Origin of the sequence: Flavobacterium sp. CYK-55, from assembly GCF_018413465.1 — a bacterium.
In the GTDB taxonomy this organism is placed as follows: Bacteria; Bacteroidota; Bacteroidia; order Flavobacteriales; family Flavobacteriaceae; genus Flavobacterium.
The window spans coordinates 96045-110406 of sequence record NZ_JAHCDK010000001.1; the positions used below are offsets into that span (position 1 = coordinate 96045).

Genomic DNA, 14362 nt, shown 5'->3' on the forward strand with positions numbered 1-14362 from the left:
GCGGCATCCTTTTGGGCCGAGCAACGGCTCAAAAGATACAGCGGACAGCCGGAAATGGCGCCAAAAAATGATTATTGCAGAAAAAGCCGTCGCGCATTAGAAACATTTCTTAAATTTGTTCGACCAACGTTTTCTGAGCGCAAAAATAGGATTTTTTAAAACATGGCGAAGGTAAAATATTATTACGATTCCGAAAATCTGGCCTATCGGAAAATCAAGACCAAGAAGCGAACAAAATTCGGATATGCCGCCTTGTTTTTATTGGCTTCGGCGCTGTTTGGTTTTTTGAGTTTTGTGGTGCTTTTGAATACGCCTTTTTTTGAAACGCCCAAAGACCGTTTGCTCACGCGCGAGATTGACAATTTTAAACTGCAATACGCCATTTTGAACAAAAAAATGGATCAGGTTGAAGAGGTTTTGGCCAATGTTGAAGACCGAGACAACCATATTTACCGCACTTATTTTAATACCGCACCCATCTCTGAAGAACAGCGAAAAGCCGGTTTTGGTGGTGTGAATCGTTATCAAGAGTTGGAAGGTTATGACAATTCTGAGCTTGTGGTGAGCACCTCAAAACGCATGGATGTGATTGCCAAAGAGCTCGTGATTCAATCCAAATCATTGGACGAGGTTTTAAAATTGGCCAAAGAAAAAAACAAATTGCTCGCGGCAATTCCGGCGATTCAACCCGTTAAAAATGAGCAAATGCGCCAGATGGCTTCGGGCTTTGGATACAGAACCGACCCGTTTACCAAAGTGCGCAAGTTTCATGAAGGCATGGATTTTTCGGCCAAAACCGGAACTCCGATTTATGCCACCGGCGATGGCGTGGTAGCACGGGCCGACAATACGGCTTCGGGTTACGGCAACCATATTGTTATTCGCCATGGTTATGGATATGAAACACTTTATGGGCATTTGAGTCGTTATAACTGTCGCGCCGGACAAAGTGTGAAACGCGGCGATGTTATTGGATATGTGGGCAGCACCGGACGCTCTGAGGCTCCGCACCTGCATTACGAAGTGCATAAAGGCGGCGAAGTGGTGAATCCACTGAATTATTATTACGGAAATATTTCGGCTGCTGAATATGTAGCCATTTCAAAATTAGCTAACCAAGAAAACCAATCATTAGACTGATGCAAGTAGAATTATCACCCGACAAAAGATATTTTAGTATCGGCGAACTCGCCAAAGCCTTTGATGTCAACGCTTCGTTGATTCGATTTTGGGATAAAGAATTTGACATTCTCAAACCCAAGAAAAACGCCAAAGGAAACCGAATGTTTACCCAAGAAGACGTCAAAAATCTGCAACTGATTTATCATTTGGTCAAAGAGCGCGGATTTACCTTAGAAGGCGCCAAAACGCATTTGAAAGAAGGTCAGAAAAAGTCGCTGGACAAATATGAAATCATCAACAAACTCGAAGGAATCAAAGAGCAATTGCTCAAAATCAAAGACGAGTTATAACCTTGAATTTTAAATTAAAACTAGATATTAAACATTAAATCGAACAAACATGAGAAAATTTTTGCCTTGGATAGTTATTGGAGGAGTCGTTGTGCTCTTATTATTTTACTATATGAACGTAAAAAACTCGGCCTTGCGCTACAACCAAGCCGTGGGTAAAGAATGGGGTAACGTAGAAACCGCTTACCAAAGACGAAATGACCTAATCGGAAATTTAGTCAACACCGTAAAAGGTGCTGCAGATTTTGAAAAAAGCACTTTGACTGCCGTGATTGAAGCGCGCGCCAAAGCCACTTCGGTAACCATTGATCCGAGCAACATTACACCGGAGCAAATGAGCCAGTTTCAACAAGCGCAAACCGGAGTTACCTCGTCATTATCAAGATTATTGGTTTCGGTAGAACAATATCCGCAGCTTAAAGCCAACGAAAATTTCTTGAAATTACAAGATGAATTGGCCAGCACAGAAAATCAAATCTTAACAGCCAGAACGCGTTTCAACGAATCAGTTCAAGCCTACAACGGCTATGTATTGGCCATGCCGCAAAGTATGTTCTTGGGCAGTTATCCTGAGAAGCCTTACTTCAAATCAGCTGAAGGCGCTGACAAACCGGTAGAGGTTAAATTCTAATATAAAATCAATGTCAAAAGTTGAAGATTTCTTGACCAAGTCTGAAGAAGCTGCGGTGATTGAAGCCATTCGCTTGGCTGAGACAGCAACTTCGGGCGAGATTAGAATACACATTGAAAAAACAACTTCCAAGGCGGCCTATGAGCGCGCTTTGGAAGTTTTTCACATGCTTGAGATGCATCAGACCCAGCTTAAAAACGGCGTGCTGATTTATGTAGCTGTAGAGGATCGCGCGTTTGCTATTTGCGGCGATCAAGGCATTCACGAGATTGTTGGTGACGATTTCTGGGATAAAACCAAAGAAGTTATGGCCCATCATTTTAAAGCCGGACGTTTTATGCAAGGTTTGGTGGATGGAATTACAATGGCCGGCGAGCAACTCAAAACGCATTTTCCGTGTGCCGAAGATGACACCAATGAATTATCCAACGAAATTTCTGTAGGCTGATGAAAACAAAATTCTTATTCAAAAGCTTACTTGTTTTTGGCTTGCTATTGACCACGCATCTTTGGGCACAATTTGATATTCCTAAAAAACCCGATCTGCAAACCAGCGTGTATGATTATGCGCAGATTTTGAGCCCGGAAAACAAATCGGCCTTAGAGCAAAAACTCATACGTTATGCCGATTCAACTTCTACCCAAATTGTGGTGATTACCATTGAAAGCCTCAAAGGTGAAGACATCGGAATTCTGACTCCGAAATGGGGCCACGCATGGGGCATTGGTGGAACCCAGCAGAACGACAACGGCGTGATTATTTTGCTAGCCAAAGCAGAAAAGAAAATTTGGATTTCGGCCGGATACGGACTCGAAGACCGACTCACTGCGGGTATTGGCGGCGAGATTACGCGTAACGTGATTGTTCCCGAATTTAAAAAAGGTGATTTTTATGCTGGATTGAACAAAGGAACCGATGCCATTATTGATGTTTTTAAAGGCAAATACAAAGCCGACCCAAAACACAAAAAGCACAAGAAATCATTTCCGGTTTTGCCGATTATTATTTTTGTCATCATCTTGTTGGTGATTATTTCTAAAAGTAAAAAAGGCGGTGGCGGAAATTCCGGAGGCATCGGCGGCGGAACCAGCTTGATGGACGCCATCATTCTGAGCAGTCTGGGCCGAGGCGGTTTTGGCGGAGGAAGCTTTGGAGGTGGAAGTTCCGGTGGTGGATTTGGCGGAGGTGGCTTTGGAGGCGGTTTCGGTGGCGGCGGTTTTAGCGGCGGCGGAAGCGGCGGAAGTTGGTAAACGCAAAATAACAAATAAAAAAGCCTCTGTAAATTAGAGGCTTTTTTTATTATTTCTCACGAATATAGATATCAATCGGAACGCCTGAGAAATCCCATTGCTCACGGATTTTATTTTCTAAAAAGCGCTTGTACGGTTCTTTTACGTATTGCGGCAGATTAGCAAAAAACACAAACTGAGGCGTTGCGGTGGGCAACTGCATACAGTATTTGATTTTAACGTATTTTCCTTTGAGCGCGGGCGGCGGATAGTTTTCAATAATCTTGAGCATATGCTCATTGAACTTTGACGTCGAAATTCTGTTCTTGCGGCTTTCATATACCTGAACCGTAGTTTCTAAAGCTTTGAGCAAACGCTGTTTGGTGAGTGCCGATACAAACAAAATAGGCACATCGGTAAAAGGCATGAGTTCTTGACGGATTTTCTCAGTATAATCGCGAGTGGATAAAGTATCTTTTTCAACCAAATCCCATTTGTTGACCAAAATCACAACGCCTTTGCGGTTTTTTTGTGCCAGCCAAAAAATGTTTTGATCTTGGCTTTCAAATCCGCGGGTAGCGTCAATCATCAAAATACACACATCGGCATTTTCGATGGCGCGCACCGAACGCATCACCGAATAAAATTCTAAATCTTCTTTGACTTTGGCCTTACGGCGAATACCGGCTGTATCAACCAGATTGAACTCAAATCCAAAACGGTTGTAACGCATATCGATGGCATCGCGTGTGGTTCCGGCAATATCAGTTACCATAAAACGATCTTCGCCAATAAGCGCATTGATAAAACTTGATTTTCCGGCATTCGGACGACCAACCACCGCAAATCGCGGAAGTTCTGTTTCTTCTTGCGTAGGCTCGGGTTGTTCCGGGAACGCAGCAATAAGCGCATCGAGCAAATCTCCAGTTCCGCTGCCCGACATTCCGGCAATGGTAAAATATTCGCCGAGACCGAGGTTGTAGAATTCTACCGCATCTTTCTCGCGCATGGCGTTATCAACTTTATTGACCACAAGTAAAACCGGCTTGGTGACTTTGCGCAACAATTTGGCAACAGTTTCATCCATAGGCGTGATGCCTTCTTCAACATCCACCAAAAACAAAATCACATCAGATTCATCAATGGCCAACTCAACTTGTTTGCGGATTTCACCTTCAAAAACATCGTCTGAACCGTGGATATAACCGCCGGTATCAATCACTGAAAAGGCTTTTCCGTTCCACTCGCTTTTGCCGTAGTTTCGGTCACGCGTAACGCCAGATACCGAATCGACAATGGCTTCACGGCGCTGGATAAGTCTGTTAAACAACGTTGATTTTCCGACGTTGGGTCTTCCGACGATGGCTACTATATTGCTCATATTCTTGTAAAATTGGCCGCAAAGGTAAACTTTAATCAGGTAAATCACTAGTAATTTGCTACATTAGCTATGAGCAAACTAATTTACAACGGCCCAAACATTAACCTTTAATTCATTACACGTATGATGGATACCGCTCAAACCATGCGTTTACGGCTTCGGTTTTATAAAGATGTTACGGCCAGCACCGAAGAATTGCGCCAAAAATTTGAAACTTTTACCGCGCAAAAATCAGAAAATTTTAAAGTTAAGATTTGTGACAACCACATTTGGATGTTTGTCTCAGGCAACAAAAAACAATATTGGTCGCCGCATTTGCATCTGGAACTTGAACCCAAAGAAAACCATACGCACATTCGCGGTTTGTTTGGCCCAGACCAGACACTTTGGACTTTGTTTATGTTTTTGCACTTTATCGTGGCCGGGATTTTTACTGTTTTTGGCGCAATGTTATACTCAAATCTGAGGTTGAAACAACCTTATAATTTGGATTTGCTCGTGATGTTTTTGATGGTGGTGGTTTGGTTTCTGTTGTATTTTATTGCGCGACAGATTCGATTTAACGGCACCGGACAAATGGATGAACTCGAAGCCTTATTCTTGAAGATTATTGAGTGATTTGAAAGGCAGATGATTCATGGAACACCAGCGCGTGAAGGCGCGTGAAGGATTGAAGCGAAAAGCCCGCAGAGGGCCGAGCGTTAATAAACAATCCGGTGGATTGTTTTAGTGAGGAGCCAGGAGAAGCGCTGGCCGATGTGCGAGGACTTGCAGCGGAAAGCCTGACCCGCAGGGGCACGCCCCAAAAAATCTGAATTATTTAAAGATGACGGTCCAAGGGCCTTGCGCATTGATTTGCAAAGTAGCGCCTTGCGGGCCGACTTGCACGGCGTGTTCTGTATGGGCTGCGTTGACGTAAAAACTGCCTGCGCCAAAGGTTTGCGCCGGTTGACCAGGAAATGAAACCGATACCGAGCCTTCAAGTACAGTGACTACTTCATCCTGCTCATGGTAATGGTTTTTGAGCGCGATGTTGGGCTGTAATTGCAAGCGCACGGCAAACGAACCTTGTTTTTTGACATCGCCATAGAGCGCGCAAAATTGGGTTCCGGGTGGTAAATTAGGGACATTGCCTACCCAGGGCATTTGTTCGGGCGTATATTGAACACAGCCTTCGGGCAAGGTTTTGCTTTGCGAGAAAATGCTTTGGCTGAGCATGAACAACAAAACGAGCGTTCCTTTTTTCATGACCTTATTGTGGATTATAACCAAATCGTTTGAGTTGGTTGGCATTGGATCGCCAATCTTTGTTGACTTTGACGTATAGTTCTATGTGAATTTGTTTGCCAAAGAATTTTTCAAGATCGGCGCGCGCTTGCATTCCGACGCGTTTGAGCGCCTCACCTTTGTGTCCGATAATAATGCCTTTTTGGGTGTCGCGCTCAACCATAATCACCGAGCGAATGCGGATGATGCGTTCGTCTTCAATAAATTCTTCGGTCATGACCTCGACGGCATAAGGAATTTCTTTGTTGTAGTTGAGCAGGATTTTCTCGCGGATGTTTTCGTTGACAAAGAATCGCTCGGGTTTATCGGTAAGTGTGTCTTTTGGATAATACGGCGGTGACTCGGGCAAAAGCGCTAAGATGCGATTGAAGACTTCGGTGACGTTGAAGTTTTGCAAAGCTGAAATGGGATAAATCTCGGCATTGGGCACTTGGGCCGCCCAAAGCGCAACTTGTTCTTCCAACTTTTCTTGGTTGGACGTGTCGATTTTGTTGATGAGCAACAATACCGGCACTTTGGAATGAACAATTTTATTAAAAAACGCTTCGTCTTTGAGTTGTTGTTCGCCAATTTCAACCATATAGATGAGTACATCGGCATCTTCAAAAGCACTTTTGACAAACTGCATCATTGAGGCTTGCATTTCATAGGCCGGTTTGATGATGCCCGGCGTATCTGATAAAACCATCTGAAAATCATCGCCATTGACAATGCCTAAAATGCGGTGTCGAGTGGTTTGCGCTTTGGAAGTAATAATCGAAAGTCGCTCGCCCACAAAAGCATTCATGAGGGTTGATTTGCCGACGTTGGGGTTACCGATAATATTGACGAAGCCTGCTTTGTGTGTCATATTGAGAAATAAAAAAAGGCTCCCTTTTGAGGAGCCTTTCGGGTTGCTTAGTAGCGGGAACAGGACTCGAACCTGTGACCTTCGGGTTATGAGCCCGACGAGCTGCCTACTGCTCTATCCCGCGCTGTTTCGAGGGCAAATATACGACGAATATTGATAAACACAAGGTTTTTTAAAAAAATAATCAAATCAATTTTGTTTTGATGTATATAAAAACGAAAAGCCGCCTAACCCAGGCGGCATTTCAACCCATTCAATTTAATTTAAAACAATGATTAACTATTAATTATGAAAAAAACTATTTATTCTGTAAAAATTATTCTTCGTTGGTCAGTGCCGAATTTTTATCGGTCACCGGTAAATTCATAGCCAGACCTTCTTGATTGATCATCGTCATATTGAGCGCATCCAAGTCAGAAAGGTTTTTTGAAACCGGACCCGAGAAGGCGTTATAAGAAATATTCATCTCTTTTAAATGATTTAACTTTTCAAGTGAAAATGGAATTTGGCCTTGTAAATTATTGTCAAACAAACTAAACACTTCAAGGTTGGTTAGGTTAGCTACTTTTTTGTCAAGTTTGCCTGAAAATTTGTTACTGTTGAGTAAAAGCACTTTCAAAGAAGTCATCTCAAACAAAGCAACCGGTAATTCACCTTCAAATTCGTTGTTGTAAAGTGACAGTTTTTTAAGTTGTTTTAAGTTGCCCAACTGATTCGGAAGTGCTCCTGAGAATTGATTCATAAACAACTCTATTGATTGAAGCTTCGTCATATCGCCTAAAGCCACCGGCAATGAGCCAGACATCAAGTTGAATGAAAGATTCAATATCTTTAGTTCTTTGAGATTTCCGATGCTTGCTGGAATAGCGCCCCAGATGCGATTTCTGGTGAGCTTAAGCTTCTGAAGATTAACCAAATTCCCAATTTCTGCAGGAAGTTGTCCGGTAAGGTTGTTGTTGGATAAATCAAGTGCAATCACTTTATCACCATTCATTTTAACACCAAACCATTTATTGACCGGAGCATTGAGATCCCATTTGTTTTTCCATTGGGTGCCATTGGTTGAAATGTAGAGCTTTACCAAGGCATCTTTTTCGGCCATCGAAATTCCTGCGAGCATTGGTAAGGTAACCATCAGCATCAGCAGCGCTGTAGTAATTCTTTTCATCTTAGGGAGATTTTGTTTGTTTTAAGTTGGTAGTAGTAGTATTTTTTTTGGGAAAAAAGGGTGTCTATTTTTAATCTTCGTTGGCTAAAGCTGAAGATTTATCGGCAACTTCTAAGTTCACCGCCAAACCTTTATCATTAATCATGGTCATGTTGAGGGTATCAAGTTGCGCCAAGTTTTTTGAGACCAATCCACTGAACATATTGTATGAAATGTTCATCTCTTTGAGGTTGCTCAATTTTTCTAAATCAAATGGAACTTGTCCTTGCATGTTGTTTTCAAAAAGGCTCAAACTTTCTAATGAAGATAGATTGGCAACTTCACGATCTAGCTTTCCGGTCAATTTATTACTGCTGAGCAATAATGATTTGAGTGATTTAATGTTGTATAATGAAGTTGGAATATTTCCGGTAAGCTCATTATTATACATTGAAAAAGTTCTTAGATGTTGCAGATTTCCGATGTTGGCCGGAATTTCACCTGATATTCTATTCATGTGCAACTCAACAACAACTAATCCGGTAGCTTCACATAACGATTCGGGCAATTTACCAGAAAGTTTGTTGAATGCAAGGTTAAGGCTTCTGAGTTGTTTTAGATTTCCGATTGAATTTGGAATAACGCCTGAAATGTCATTCTTGAACAAATTCAAACTTTGCAGATTGATTAAATTACCCATTTCTGTCGGTAATTCACCCGACAAATGATTGTTTTGCAAGTTGATTGCAACTACTTTATCGTTGACAATCTTAACGCCAAACCAAGATTCAACAGGAGATTTCAAATCCCATTTATTGGTCCATTGAGTTCCATTAGTGGCTTTGTGCAATTTCATCAAAGCTTCTTTCTCTGCATCTGAGATGTTTGCCATCATTGAAGCACTAGCAACAAGTGACAAGATTAAAGTAGATAATTTTTTCATGACAGATTTGGTTTATGTTTTTTTGACGAGGTAAAACTACACACAACATCGACAAGTTGCAAAAAAAATCGACAAAATGCATGTTTTTAAATTTTTATGATGGTTTTTTCTTACAAATATTGATTCAAAAATAAAATTATCAGCATTTGATTAGAAGCTTGAGAAAGAGTTCAAAACATCCAAAACGATGATTTTGTGTCATAAAATAGCCTACATTTGATACACTAACCAATTAAAAACTATATTATGGAATTTAACTTCTTAGCACTTTTAGCAGCTGCCGCCTCATCAATGATGATAGGCTTTGTTTGGTATAATCCAAAAGTTTTTGGCAACATATGGATGCGTGAATCAGGAACTACCGAAGAAAAAATGAAAGGCGCCAATATGGCTATGATTTTTGGTCTTTCGTTTTTTTATGCTTTTTTAATCAGCTTTATCATTCAGATGCTAACCGTACATCAATTTGGTGCTATGGGTATGGTAGGTGGGCATCCGGAAACGGCCAAAGCATCATACACCGAATTCATGGCTGATTATGGCTCTGCATACAGAACATTCAAACACGGAGCCTTACATGGTTTTATGACCGGATTGTTCTTAGCTTTACCAATGGTAGCAACCAATGCGCTATACGAGCGTAGAACTTATAAGTATTCACTCATTGTTGGCGGATACTGGACCGTTACGTTTATGGTTATGGGCGGCATCATTTGCGCTTGGCAATAAACCCAAAAATGACAATATAATGTTAAATCTCGCCGGTGCTTTTCTGGCGAGATTTTTTTATTCTTTACTTTTAACCACATTTTTTACCCTTGATAACTGCATACAAATTCAAGATATTTTCTTCAGCTGATGAGCTGCCAGCCACTTGGAACGAAGTAGCTGACGGAAATGTTTTCCTCAGTCAAAAGTATTTACAAGTACTCTCGCTTTCTTGCCCAAAAAACATGGTTTGTCGTTTTATTGGTTTATACCAAAATGAGGAACTCATCGGTGTTGCCATTGCCGAATTCTTGGATTTGAATTTATTAGAATCATTTGGTGAACGCGATCAGTGTTTTAAAACCAGTGTCCGAAATTTTGTTTTCAGAAATTTTGCTTCGCATGTTTTGTTTTTGGGTAATAATATGTTAACCGGTCAACACGCTTTTCGATTATTGCGAGAAGCCGATCCTAAAAAAGCAACGCAAACGCTCTACTGGGCAGCCGAAGCCTTAAAAATAGAATTTGCTCAATTAGGGAAAAAAGTACACATCGTTACTTATAAAGATTTTGACGCTGAACAGATTAAAAGTTTTGAGCACCACAGGTTTTCATCATTTTATAAGTTCAGCACTCAACCCAATATGCTTTTTCACGTTCAAGAGAATTGGAAAACCGAAGAGGATTACGTGAATGCCTTAAACAAAAAATATCGAGATCAATACAAACGCGTACGTAAAAAAGAGCTTGGTATTGAAAAACATCGAATGACTTTAGAGGAGGTCAAAGCCAATGAATCACAAATTTATGAGCTGTATTTTCATGTGGCTAAGAATGCTCCGTTCAACACTTTTTTCTTGGCGCAAAATCACTTTAGTGTTTTTAAGGAAATATTTGGCGATGCCTTTTTGTTCTATGGCTATTATCTGAATGAAAAACTCGTTGGTTTTAACACAATGATTGTTAATGGAGATTCGCTCGACACTTATTTTTTAGGTTATGATGATATGGTTCAACGTGAGAAAATGCTCTATTTAAATATGTTGTATGATATGATTGCTTGTGCGATTCATAAAAACTACCGCGAATTGGTGTTTTCGAGAACTGCTTTAGAAATCAAAAGTTCGGTTGGCGCTGTTCCGGTTGACACTTATGGCTATATCGAACATAAAAACGCGCTCATTAACCGATGTATGTCAACCTTGTTTGGATACTTAGAACCCGAAGTTCAATGGAATCCGAGAAATCCTTTTAAGTAAACTCAAAAATTGTCTAGCTCAAGTTGTACTTGTTCCCAATCTTCGAGTAATTGGTCTAAATCTTTTTTCTTTTTTTCGTAGGCGGCAAAAAAATGAGCATCTTCAATATGTTTGTTGTAATTTGAGGTCAAAGCCAAATCATCTTGTTGAATTTGCTTTTCTAATTGCTGAATTTGCCCTTCAATTTTTGAAAGTCTATTCTGCAACGACTTCTGAGCCTTTTGTGCTTCAAACGATAGATTTTTCTTTTCAGCTTTTGGAGCCTCTTTAGCTACCACCAAATCTTTCTTTTCAAACTCACGCATGTTATCAGCGTTTCGTTGCTCTAAAAAGAAGTTGATATCACCCAAATACTCTTTGATTTTTTGATCTTTAAATTCGTAAACAATATTTGACATTCCTTGCAAGAAATCACGGTCGTGCGAAACAATCAGCAAAGTTCCTTCATATTTTTGAAGTGCGGCCTTGAGTACATTTTTGGATTTGATATCAAGATGGTTGGTGGGCTCATCCATAATCAGAACGTTGATGGGCTGAAGCAAAAGTTTGCACAAAGCCAATCGGTTGCGCTCACCTCCTGAGAGTACTTTGACTTTTTTCTCGACATCATCACCGCGAAACAAAAAAGCGCCCAACATATCGCGCACTTTAGAACGATTCGTGTCATTGGCGGCGTTCTCCATGGTTTCTAAGAGTGTGATTTCGCCATCGAGATATTCAGCTTGATTTTGAGCAAAATAACCCAGCTCAACATTGTGCCCGAGTTTGATGCTGCCCTGATAGTCGAATTCGTTGACCATGGCTTTGATAAAGGTTGATTTACCTTGACCATTTTGCCCAACAAAAGCAATCTTGCTTCCGCGTTCAACCAAAAGATTGATGTCTTTTAAAACGGTTTTATCTCCGAATTTTTTAGTCACTGATTCGGCTTCAACAACTACTTTACCGGGTGTTTTTGATACCGGAAATGAAATACTCATCACCGAATTATCATCTTCATCTACCTCAATACGCTCAACTTTGTCAAGTTTTTTAATCAGTGATTGTGCCATCGAGGCTTTACTGGCTTTGGCACGGAACTTTTCGATGAGCTTCTCGGTTTCTTCGATTTTCTTTTGTTGATTCTTTTGCGTAGCCAACTGCTTTTCGCGGATTTCCTGACGAAGTGTCAAGTATTGCGTGTAGGGTTTATTAAAATCATAAGCTTTACCCAAAGATATTTCGATGGTTCGATTGGTAACATTATCCAAAAACATTTTATCGTGTGATACAATGACCACAACTCCGGAATAATTCTTCAAGAAATTTTCAAGCCAGATGATACTTTCAATATCCAAGTGGTTCGTTGGCTCATCGAGTAACAAGACATCGTTGTTTTGCAAAAGTAACTTAGCCAATTCAATGCGCATGCGCCAACCGCCTGAGAAGGTTTCAGTAAGATTATTAAAATCTTCTCGCTTAAAACCCAATCCAAGCAAAATTTTCTCGGTATTGCCTACATAGTTATATCCGTCAAGCAATTCAAAACGATGTGTGTAATCAGATAAGTCTTCAATGAGTTGTGCGTATGATTCGCTTTCGTAATCTGTACGCGTCGCGAGTTGGTGGTTAATTTGATCAAGCTTTTTCTCGACGGTTTTGATTTCAGTAAAAGCTTGATATGCTTCTTCAAGAACGGTTCGCCCATGTTCAAAATCAATATCCTGGCGCAAAAACCCAATACAAATTTCTTTTTCAGTAGCAATACTTCCGGTATCTGGCGCAATATCACGAGCCAAAATTTTGAGCAAAGTTGATTTTCCAGCGCCATTTTTACCGACCAAACCTACTCTATCTCCGGCACCTAAACGAAAAGTAATTTCTTCAAACAAAAACGTTCCGCCAAAGGAAACCGATAAATTGTGTATGTTGAGCATAATTGTGACTATTGTTACTGTGGTAAAAACTTAGATTCAGGTATCTTTGTCAAAATTTTTTGCAAATGTTAAAAAAAGGAACCAAACTAAACAGCATTTTAACAGGAACTTGCCCTCGATGCCAAAATGAAAGCATGTATGTTAAGAAAAACCCCTATCAACTTAATCAGATGCTAACCATGCATGAAGAATGCAGTCATTGCAAATTGGTTTATCAAATTGAGCCATCATTCTTTTATGGTGCTATGTATGTAAGTTACGCCGTAAATGTGGCAGTAGGTGTTGCGGCTTTTATCATATCGCATGTTTTTATCGGACTTGAACTTATTCCTTCATTTATAGCAATTGTGACTACTCTATTGGTATTATACCCTCCAATTCTGAGAGTATCTCGCAACATGTACATCAACATGTTTGTATCATACGATCCGGAAGTTAAATCTTAACGCCGCGTTTGCGATAGATGCGATTGATGTTGGCCTCTGCCTGAACTGGTTCATTATTTACAATTTGTTGGAATAATTCATTTGCCATAGATGGGCCAACTAAAACACCGCGTGTTCCCAAACCATTGAGCAAGTGAATATTTTTGTATAGATGATGTGTTCCAACCAAAGGTCTTCGGTCATTAACCGTAGGGCGTATTCCGGCATAATGATCAACAACTTCATAACAGCAATTGATTATCTCGTCAAGTTGAGACAATAACTCTTCGCGCCCGGATTTTGTTGGTAACGAGGTTTGATCTTCCCAATTGTAAGTTGCACCAATCTTGAATAAGCCATCGCCAAGCGGTAAAATAAAAATTCCTGCATTGACAATTTGATCGAGTTCGAGTTCAGGTGCCTTTATCAATAACAGTTCACCTTTACTGCTAACCAAAGGTAAATCTGAAAAAAAAGGATTTTGCAACATACCAAAACCTTCAGCAAAAATGATATGTTTCGCTTTTAAGTTTTTATAGATTAAAAAATCCTTTTCAATTTGAAGTTCAGTATGAACAAAAACTTCGTGACTAAAAACCTTTTGTTCCTTTAAGTAAGCGCGAAAAGAATCCATCAGAGAAGCAACTTCAAGAAAACCGGTACAGTTTACTTTACCAAAGTCAAAAGGAGCAGAAAGTCCGTTAAAATTATCCGAAATCAAATTGACAGAAAGATAATCAGACAGTTCTGATTTATCAGCAGCCACAAACCAGTTGTTCTGCTCTTCAACTGAAAAAAAGCGTCTCAAAATAGGCAAATCATGAAAAAAAGACCTATTTAGTTTTTGCTCTAAACTGCGATAGAATTGCAATGCAAATGGAAGTTGCTTTTCAGCTTGCCAAGCCTTAGAAAATCTTTTTAAAATGATTGGATTGTATAATCCACCAGCAACATATGACGCATTTTGTTGGCAATCATCAATGACATAAATACTGCAGTTGTTTTGCAATGCAATTTCGGCAAATGATAAACCTGCTAATCCAGAACCAATAATGAGAAAATCATACATAATGCAAAAATAAAAACTCCCGCTCAAAGAACGGGAGTTATACT

General features: G+C 40.2%; 16 protein-coding genes and 1 tRNA gene. 9 read left to right on the forward strand and 8 right to left on the reverse strand.

What is annotated here, in order from left to right:
* Window positions 1-162 precede the first annotated feature (162 nt).
* Genes KIH23_RS00400 through KIH23_RS00420 form a run of 5 tightly spaced genes read left to right on the forward strand, consistent with a single transcriptional unit; the run spans window position 163 to window position 3354 of the window.
* A complete protein-coding gene (locus tag KIH23_RS00400) occupies window positions 163-1140 on the forward strand; it encodes a M23 family metallopeptidase (protein WP_213210664.1) in 978 nt (325 codons plus the stop codon).
* Window positions 1140-1472, forward strand: coding sequence for a MerR family transcriptional regulator (locus tag KIH23_RS00405; protein ID WP_213210665.1), 333 nt, complete (start codon window positions 1140-1142; stop codon window positions 1470-1472). The genes KIH23_RS00400 and KIH23_RS00405 overlap by 1 nt, the downstream gene beginning before the upstream one ends.
* A gap of 49 nt (window positions 1473-1521) precedes the next feature.
* Window positions 1522-2103 (forward strand): LemA family protein, encoded by a 582-nt coding sequence (locus KIH23_RS00410; protein WP_213210666.1) that lies wholly within the window; start codon window positions 1522-1524, stop codon window positions 2101-2103.
* A gap of 10 nt (window positions 2104-2113) precedes the next feature.
* A complete protein-coding gene (locus tag KIH23_RS00415; protein ID WP_213210667.1) occupies window positions 2114-2551 on the forward strand; it encodes a TPM domain-containing protein in 438 nt (145 codons plus the stop codon).
* Window positions 2551-3354, forward strand: coding sequence for a TPM domain-containing protein (locus KIH23_RS00420; protein WP_213210668.1), 804 nt, complete (start codon window positions 2551-2553; stop codon window positions 3352-3354). Before KIH23_RS00415 ends, KIH23_RS00420 begins: the two co-directional genes overlap by 1 nt.
* 49 nt (window positions 3355-3403) lie before the next feature.
* Here the strand turns inward: KIH23_RS00420 and der are convergent, their stop codons facing one another.
* Window positions 3404-4714 carry a ribosome biogenesis GTPase Der gene (gene der / locus KIH23_RS00425; RefSeq protein WP_213210669.1) on the reverse strand — a complete coding sequence of 437 codons (1311 nt, stop codon included), beginning with the start codon at window positions 4712-4714 and terminating at the stop codon, window positions 3404-3406.
* Window positions 4715-4837: 123 nt separating this feature from the next.
* Here der and KIH23_RS00430 point away from each other — a divergent pair, with 123 nt between their 5' ends.
* Window positions 4838-5332: a hypothetical protein gene (locus KIH23_RS00430; RefSeq protein WP_213210670.1), complete on the forward strand. Its 495-nt coding sequence runs from the start codon at window positions 4838-4840 to the stop codon at window positions 5330-5332.
* A gap of 198 nt (window positions 5333-5530) precedes the next feature.
* Here KIH23_RS00430 and KIH23_RS00435 read toward each other — a convergent pair whose 3' ends face one another.
* The 5 genes from KIH23_RS00435 to KIH23_RS00455 all read right to left on the reverse strand — a co-directional run bounded on the left by KIH23_RS00435 (window position 5531) and on the right by KIH23_RS00455 (window position 8941).
* Window positions 5531-5962, reverse strand: coding sequence for a cupin domain-containing protein (locus tag KIH23_RS00435; protein WP_213210671.1), 432 nt, complete (start codon window positions 5960-5962; stop codon window positions 5531-5533).
* Between the two features lie 4 nt (window positions 5963-5966).
* A complete protein-coding gene (era, locus tag KIH23_RS00440; protein WP_213210672.1) occupies window positions 5967-6851 on the reverse strand; it encodes a GTPase Era in 885 nt (294 codons plus the stop codon).
* A 51-nt stretch (window positions 6852-6902) separates the two neighbouring features.
* Window positions 6903-6975: transfer RNA gene (locus KIH23_RS00445), tRNA-Met, on the reverse strand.
* A 192-nt stretch (window positions 6976-7167) separates the two neighbouring features.
* The gene (locus tag KIH23_RS00450; protein WP_213210673.1) at window positions 7168-8019 is read right to left on the reverse strand and encodes a Two component regulator three Y domain protein; all 852 of its coding nucleotides are present in this window, start codon (window positions 8017-8019) and stop codon (window positions 7168-7170) included.
* Window positions 8020-8089: 70 nt separating this feature from the next.
* The gene (locus KIH23_RS00455; RefSeq protein ID WP_213210674.1) at window positions 8090-8941 is read right to left on the reverse strand and encodes a Two component regulator three Y domain protein; all 852 of its coding nucleotides are present in this window, start codon (window positions 8939-8941) and stop codon (window positions 8090-8092) included.
* 246 nt (window positions 8942-9187) lie between these two features.
* Here KIH23_RS00455 and KIH23_RS00460 point away from each other — a divergent pair, with 246 nt between their 5' ends.
* Together KIH23_RS00460 and KIH23_RS00465 are read left to right on the forward strand one after the other, a co-directional pair.
* Window positions 9188-9670, forward strand: coding sequence for a DUF1761 domain-containing protein (locus tag KIH23_RS00460; protein WP_213210675.1), 483 nt, complete (start codon window positions 9188-9190; stop codon window positions 9668-9670).
* 89 nt (window positions 9671-9759) lie between these two features.
* Window positions 9760-10908: a GNAT family N-acetyltransferase gene (locus tag KIH23_RS00465; protein ID WP_213210676.1), complete on the forward strand. Its 1149-nt coding sequence runs from the start codon at window positions 9760-9762 to the stop codon at window positions 10906-10908.
* 2 nt (window positions 10909-10910) lie between these two features.
* Here KIH23_RS00465 and KIH23_RS00470 read toward each other — a convergent pair whose 3' ends face one another.
* Window positions 10911-12824: an ABC-F family ATP-binding cassette domain-containing protein gene (locus KIH23_RS00470; RefSeq protein ID WP_213210677.1), complete on the reverse strand. Its 1914-nt coding sequence runs from the start codon at window positions 12822-12824 to the stop codon at window positions 10911-10913.
* A gap of 65 nt (window positions 12825-12889) precedes the next feature.
* Between KIH23_RS00470 and KIH23_RS00475 the strand changes: the two genes are divergently transcribed.
* Window positions 12890-13270: a DUF983 domain-containing protein gene (locus KIH23_RS00475; protein WP_213210678.1), complete on the forward strand. Its 381-nt coding sequence runs from the start codon at window positions 12890-12892 to the stop codon at window positions 13268-13270.
* Here the strand turns inward: KIH23_RS00475 and KIH23_RS00480 are convergent.
* Entirely contained in the window at window positions 13260-14318 is a 1059-nt protein-coding gene (locus KIH23_RS00480; protein WP_213210679.1) for an NAD(P)/FAD-dependent oxidoreductase, read from the reverse strand. The two genes, KIH23_RS00475 and KIH23_RS00480, sit on opposite strands and share 11 nt — an antisense overlap.
* Window positions 14319-14362 lie beyond the last annotated feature (44 nt).

What these genes read in the sequence shown, in the direction of transcription:
- KIH23_RS00400 (WP_213210664.1), top strand. Translation starts at nt 163, where the DNA reads ATGGCGAAGGTAAAATATTATTACGATTCCGAAAATCTGGCCTATCGG.
- KIH23_RS00405 (WP_213210665.1), top strand. Translation starts at nt 1,140, where the DNA reads ATGCAAGTAGAATTATCACCCGACAAAAGATATTTTAGTATCGGCGAA.
- KIH23_RS00410 (WP_213210666.1), top strand. Translation starts at nt 1,522, where the DNA reads ATGAGAAAATTTTTGCCTTGGATAGTTATTGGAGGAGTCGTTGTGCTC.
- KIH23_RS00415 (WP_213210667.1), top strand. Translation starts at nt 2,114, where the DNA reads ATGTCAAAAGTTGAAGATTTCTTGACCAAGTCTGAAGAAGCTGCGGTG.
- KIH23_RS00420 (WP_213210668.1), top strand. Translation starts at nt 2,551, where the DNA reads ATGAAAACAAAATTCTTATTCAAAAGCTTACTTGTTTTTGGCTTGCTA.
- der (WP_213210669.1), bottom strand. Translation starts at nt 4,714, where the DNA reads ATGAGCAATATAGTAGCCATCGTCGGAAGACCCAACGTCGGAAAATCA.
- KIH23_RS00430 (WP_213210670.1), top strand. Translation starts at nt 4,838, where the DNA reads ATGATGGATACCGCTCAAACCATGCGTTTACGGCTTCGGTTTTATAAA.
- KIH23_RS00435 (WP_213210671.1), bottom strand. Translation starts at nt 5,962, where the DNA reads ATGAAAAAAGGAACGCTCGTTTTGTTGTTCATGCTCAGCCAAAGCATT.
- era (WP_213210672.1), bottom strand. Translation starts at nt 6,851, where the DNA reads ATGACACACAAAGCAGGCTTCGTCAATATTATCGGTAACCCCAACGTC.
- KIH23_RS00450 (WP_213210673.1), bottom strand. Translation starts at nt 8,019, where the DNA reads ATGAAAAGAATTACTACAGCGCTGCTGATGCTGATGGTTACCTTACCA.
- KIH23_RS00455 (WP_213210674.1), bottom strand. Translation starts at nt 8,941, where the DNA reads ATGAAAAAATTATCTACTTTAATCTTGTCACTTGTTGCTAGTGCTTCA.
- KIH23_RS00460 (WP_213210675.1), top strand. Translation starts at nt 9,188, where the DNA reads ATGGAATTTAACTTCTTAGCACTTTTAGCAGCTGCCGCCTCATCAATG.
- KIH23_RS00470 (WP_213210677.1), bottom strand. Translation starts at nt 12,824, where the DNA reads ATGCTCAACATACACAATTTATCGGTTTCCTTTGGCGGAACGTTTTTG.
- KIH23_RS00475 (WP_213210678.1), top strand. Translation starts at nt 12,890, where the DNA reads ATGTTAAAAAAAGGAACCAAACTAAACAGCATTTTAACAGGAACTTGC.
- KIH23_RS00480 (WP_213210679.1), bottom strand. Translation starts at nt 14,318, where the DNA reads ATGTATGATTTTCTCATTATTGGTTCTGGATTAGCAGGTTTATCATTT.